Origin of the sequence: Collinsella aerofaciens (assembly GCF_039752955.1) — a bacterium.
GTDB classification, from domain to species: Bacteria; Actinomycetota; Coriobacteriia; order Coriobacteriales; family Coriobacteriaceae; genus Collinsella; species Collinsella aerofaciens_BI.
This window is the reverse complement of sequence record NZ_JBDMHB010000072.1, coordinates 1-3668: the sequence shown is the minus strand read 5'-3', so window position 1 is coordinate 3668 and position 3668 is coordinate 1. Positions and strand designations below refer to the sequence as shown.

Genomic DNA, 3668 nt, shown 5'->3' with positions numbered 1-3668 from the left:
GCGACGCGGAAATCGCGCGCCGTTGCCGCGCCCCGCAGTGCCCGCTTCCCCCGAGAACAATTATCAGTGCAGGTAGAACGCCTGCGGTTTTGTTCAAAACGAAGGCATGGTCAGGGGTATCGAGTCAAACGTAGTAGATGGGCCGATTTCGTGGCGCGCGGTTCCGGCTGATCCCTTGGGGACGGAGGAAGACGGATCATTTTGCTCCCGCGAGGCTTGCAGGGGCACTCGTGCAGGGCCGCCCGAACAAAACTATGTCGGTTTACTACGATGAATTCGACATTCCCGACCATGACTGCATTTTTCTAAATATTGCAAGCGTTCTACCTGCGGTTTTGCAAGCGCGCAATTTACCGTGGTCGAAGGCGGGCGATTCATCGTAGTAATCCGGCATGGTTTTGAAATGGCATTAAATCGATAACGGCCATTTTGCTATGCCGGGGCGGTCGGTCGTCGGGTAATTACCCTCGCAGGTAGGCGATGGCGATCTGCGTGCGGTTGCGCAGGCCCATTTTGGCAAGGATTGAGCTGATGTGGTTGCGCACGGTGCCTTCGCCCATGTAGGCGGTGGCGGCAATCTCCTTGTTGTCGAGGCCGCGGGCGATGAGCTCTGCGACTTCGAACTCGCGGTCGGTCAGGCTGGCAAAGGCGGCGGGCCGGCGAGGCGTGTCGGCCTCGGGCCCCGCCCCATCAAAGTCGATATCCTCGATCGCCTTGCCCTCGAGTACGCGTTTGCCGTCCATGACCTGCGCCAACGCTGGAGGAATGGCGGCGACATCGGTCTTGATCAGGTAACCGCGGGCGCCTAGCTTGAGCGCCGACACAATGTACTCGTCATCTGAGAATGTCGTCAGAAACACCACGCGTGCCGCGGGGTAGTGCTCAAGGATTTCGCGCGCCGCCGAAAGGCCGTCGCGCCCCGGCATCTGAATGTCGAGCAGCGCGATATCGGGCGCGTGCTCGGCGTAGAGTGCCACCGCGTCGTTGCCGTCGGCTCCGGTGCCCACCACTTCGATCTGCGGCTGGGCGCCCAGGATAATCTTGAGCGAATCGACTACCAAGCGGTCGTCGTCGACAACTATGAGCCTCATCGGGCGTCATCTCCTTGCTGTTTTGGGACGGTGGCAAACACGCGCCAGCCGGGGGCACCGGCGCGTGGGCCGGCGGTGAAGGTTCCGCCAAGCGCCTCGACGCGCTCGCGCATGGAGCCGAGCCCCATGCCTTCTGCGGCGTTGCGGCTGTTCACCGGGGTCGCGCCGGCGGCGTCGTCGGTAACAATGAGCTGGTAAAACGACGGATGCTCCATGCATCGCACGGTAACGTTCTGCGCACGGGCGTGGCGCATGGTGTTGGAGAGCGCTTCGCGCAGGACCGCAGCAAAGCAGTTGACGACGTTGGCCGGTGCATGCTCGGCCAAAACCTCAAGCTCAATCTGCGGGCCGCCGTCCGAGCGCACGTCCTCAACAATGCGCTCAAGCTGTACGGAGAGGTCGGCGGCGTTGTCGTTGAGCGCATGGACACTGGCGCGCACAAGCTGAAGCGCCTCGTCGACGGTGTGCTTGATGTCGGCGAAGTCGGCGGCGATGCCGGGCTCGTTGGCGTGGACCACGCGCAGGGCCTCGGTTTGCAGCGAGGCGCGCGTAAGTTGGTGGCCCACATTGTCGTGGATCTCGCGCGCGATGCGGGCGCGCTCGGCAAGTGTCGCGAGCTCGACCTCGTAGTCCTGACGGTCGGCGAGGTCGCGGTTGCGCGCCTCGAGTGCCAGGGCGCGTTCTTGCAGCTTGTCGCGGGTGCGACGCATGCGTTCCTGTTCGCGCTCCAGCTGCGCGGTGCGCAGTGACAGCAAGGTGGCGGCGGCCGAAAGGATGGCGGTCAGCAGGAGCGTTCGGGTGGTGAGCGCGCCGGCGCGAAGGCCCGCGACGAGGGCGAAGGCAAAGATGATGCCAATACCCAGCGCAGGCCAGGCGTGCTCACGGCGCACGCGTCGCGCGATGTCATAGAAGGCGAGGGGCGCAAACGGCATAAACGACGGTACAAAGACGGCCACGAGGACGAAGACATAGCTGCCTGCCTCACTGACGCGGCAAACGCGTTCGCCTTGTGCGACTTCGGCCAGGGCGGTGATGATAACGCCAAGGCAAAACGCCGCGACCAAGCGAGCATCCACGGCAAGGCCCAGAGCGGCCGCAATGCAGCACGCCAACACGATCGATTTGTCGAATAGCCTGTTCATACGGGTATTGTACGCGATGGCGCGCGGGGAAGACGCTTGCCCACGCAACCGTGACATTCCTCCTGGACGGTTGCCCTTTCTGCACTCGTGACAAAGCTCACTGGCGCGCCCCGCCCGCTCCTGCGATGATGCAATCGTACCGGGCCACGACCAACAGAAGGGCCGCCTCATGACAGACATCGTCCACGTCGAAAATCTCGTCAAGCGCTACGACGATCTTATCGCGCTCGACCACTTTAACCTGTGCATCGCTCCCTGCGAGATCTTTGGCCTGCTGGGCCCCAACGGCTCGGGCAAGACCACGTCCATCAACTGCATTCTGCAGCTGCTCGCCTACGACAAAGGCACCATCGAGCTGTTCGGTGAACCCATGACGCCCACGCGCTACGACCTCAAGCGTCGCATCGGCGTGGTGCCGCAGCAGGTGGCGGTGTTTGACGAGCTTACCGTGCGTGAGAACATCGACTATTTCTGCAGCCTTTACGTTAACGACCGCAAGCACCGTCGGGCGCTCGTGGACGAGGCGATCGACTTCGTCGGGCTGGGCGACTTTGCTAAGTTCCGCCCTGGTAAGCTCTCGGGCGGCCTGGCGCGTCGCCTCAACATCGCCTGCGGCATCGCGCACAAGCCCGAGCTCATTTTCTTTGACGAGCCCACGGTGGCGGTCGACCCGCAGAGCCGCAACGCCATCCTGGAGGGCATCTGCCGCCTGCGCGACGAGGGCGCCACGGTGGTGTATACCAGCCATTACATGGAGGAAGTCGAGCAGATCTGCAGCCGCATCATGATCATGGACGGCGGGCGCGTGCTGGCGCAGGGCACCAATGACGAGCTCAAGCGCATGATTCAGATGGGCGAGCGCGTGACCGTCGAGGTCGGCGCCGTCGAGCCCGCCACGGTCGAGCAGCTGCGCGCTCTCGAGCACGTGCTCAGCGTCGAGCTGTCCGGCGGCGAGCTCGTCTGCACCTGCGAGGCGAGCCCGCACAACCTGGTGGACATCCTCGACACGCTGCGCGCCGCCGACGTGGCGCTCGGCCGCGTGTGGAGCGAGCCGCCGACCCTCAACGACGTGTTCCTCGAGATCACCGGCCGCGAGCTGCGCGACTAGGGGGCAGCTATGTTCAACACCATTATCATTACGGTCAAGACGCTGCTGCGTAGGCCGAGCACGTGGGTTTGGGGTGCTCTCTTTCCCGTTGCGCTTTCCACGATGTTCATGTTTATGTTTGCGAACCTGAGCTCTGACGGCAAGGTCGACCCGGTGCCGGTGGCCATCGTGGCGGACGAGGTCTGGGACGCTTCGACCTTTAAGGACGTGGCGACGTCGCTCGACGAGGAGAGCGACGATCGGCTGCTCGAGATCCACGAGTGCGACGACGCAGCCGATGCGAGCCGTGCGCTCAAGGCCGGCGAGGTCGCGGGCATCTACACGGTC

The 3668-nt window shown here is 63.6% G+C and carries 4 protein-coding genes; 2 read left to right on the top strand and 2 right to left on the bottom strand.

Annotated elements, in window-relative coordinates:
• Positions 1 to 461: 461 nt before the first annotated feature.
• Positions 462 to 1091, bottom strand: a complete 630-nt coding sequence (locus ABHR75_RS09690; protein ID WP_346964211.1) for a response regulator — start codon at positions 1089 to 1091, stop codon at positions 462 to 464.
• Positions 1088 to 2233 (bottom strand): sensor histidine kinase, encoded by a 1146-nt coding sequence (locus ABHR75_RS09685; protein ID WP_346964210.1) that lies wholly within the window; start codon positions 2231 to 2233, stop codon positions 1088 to 1090. Before ABHR75_RS09685 ends, ABHR75_RS09690 begins: the two co-directional genes overlap by 4 nt.
• A gap of 169 nt (positions 2234 to 2402) precedes the next feature.
• Here ABHR75_RS09685 and ABHR75_RS09680 point away from each other — a divergent pair, with 169 nt between their 5' ends.
• Complete coding sequence (locus tag ABHR75_RS09680; RefSeq protein WP_346964209.1) at positions 2403 to 3341, top strand: ABC transporter ATP-binding protein; 939 nt, start codon at positions 2403 to 2405, stop codon at positions 3339 to 3341.
• A 9-nt stretch (positions 3342 to 3350) separates the two neighbouring features.
• Positions 3351 to 3668: ABC transporter permease (locus tag ABHR75_RS09675; RefSeq protein WP_346964208.1), on the top strand; the 318-nt coding region annotated here is incomplete at its 3' end.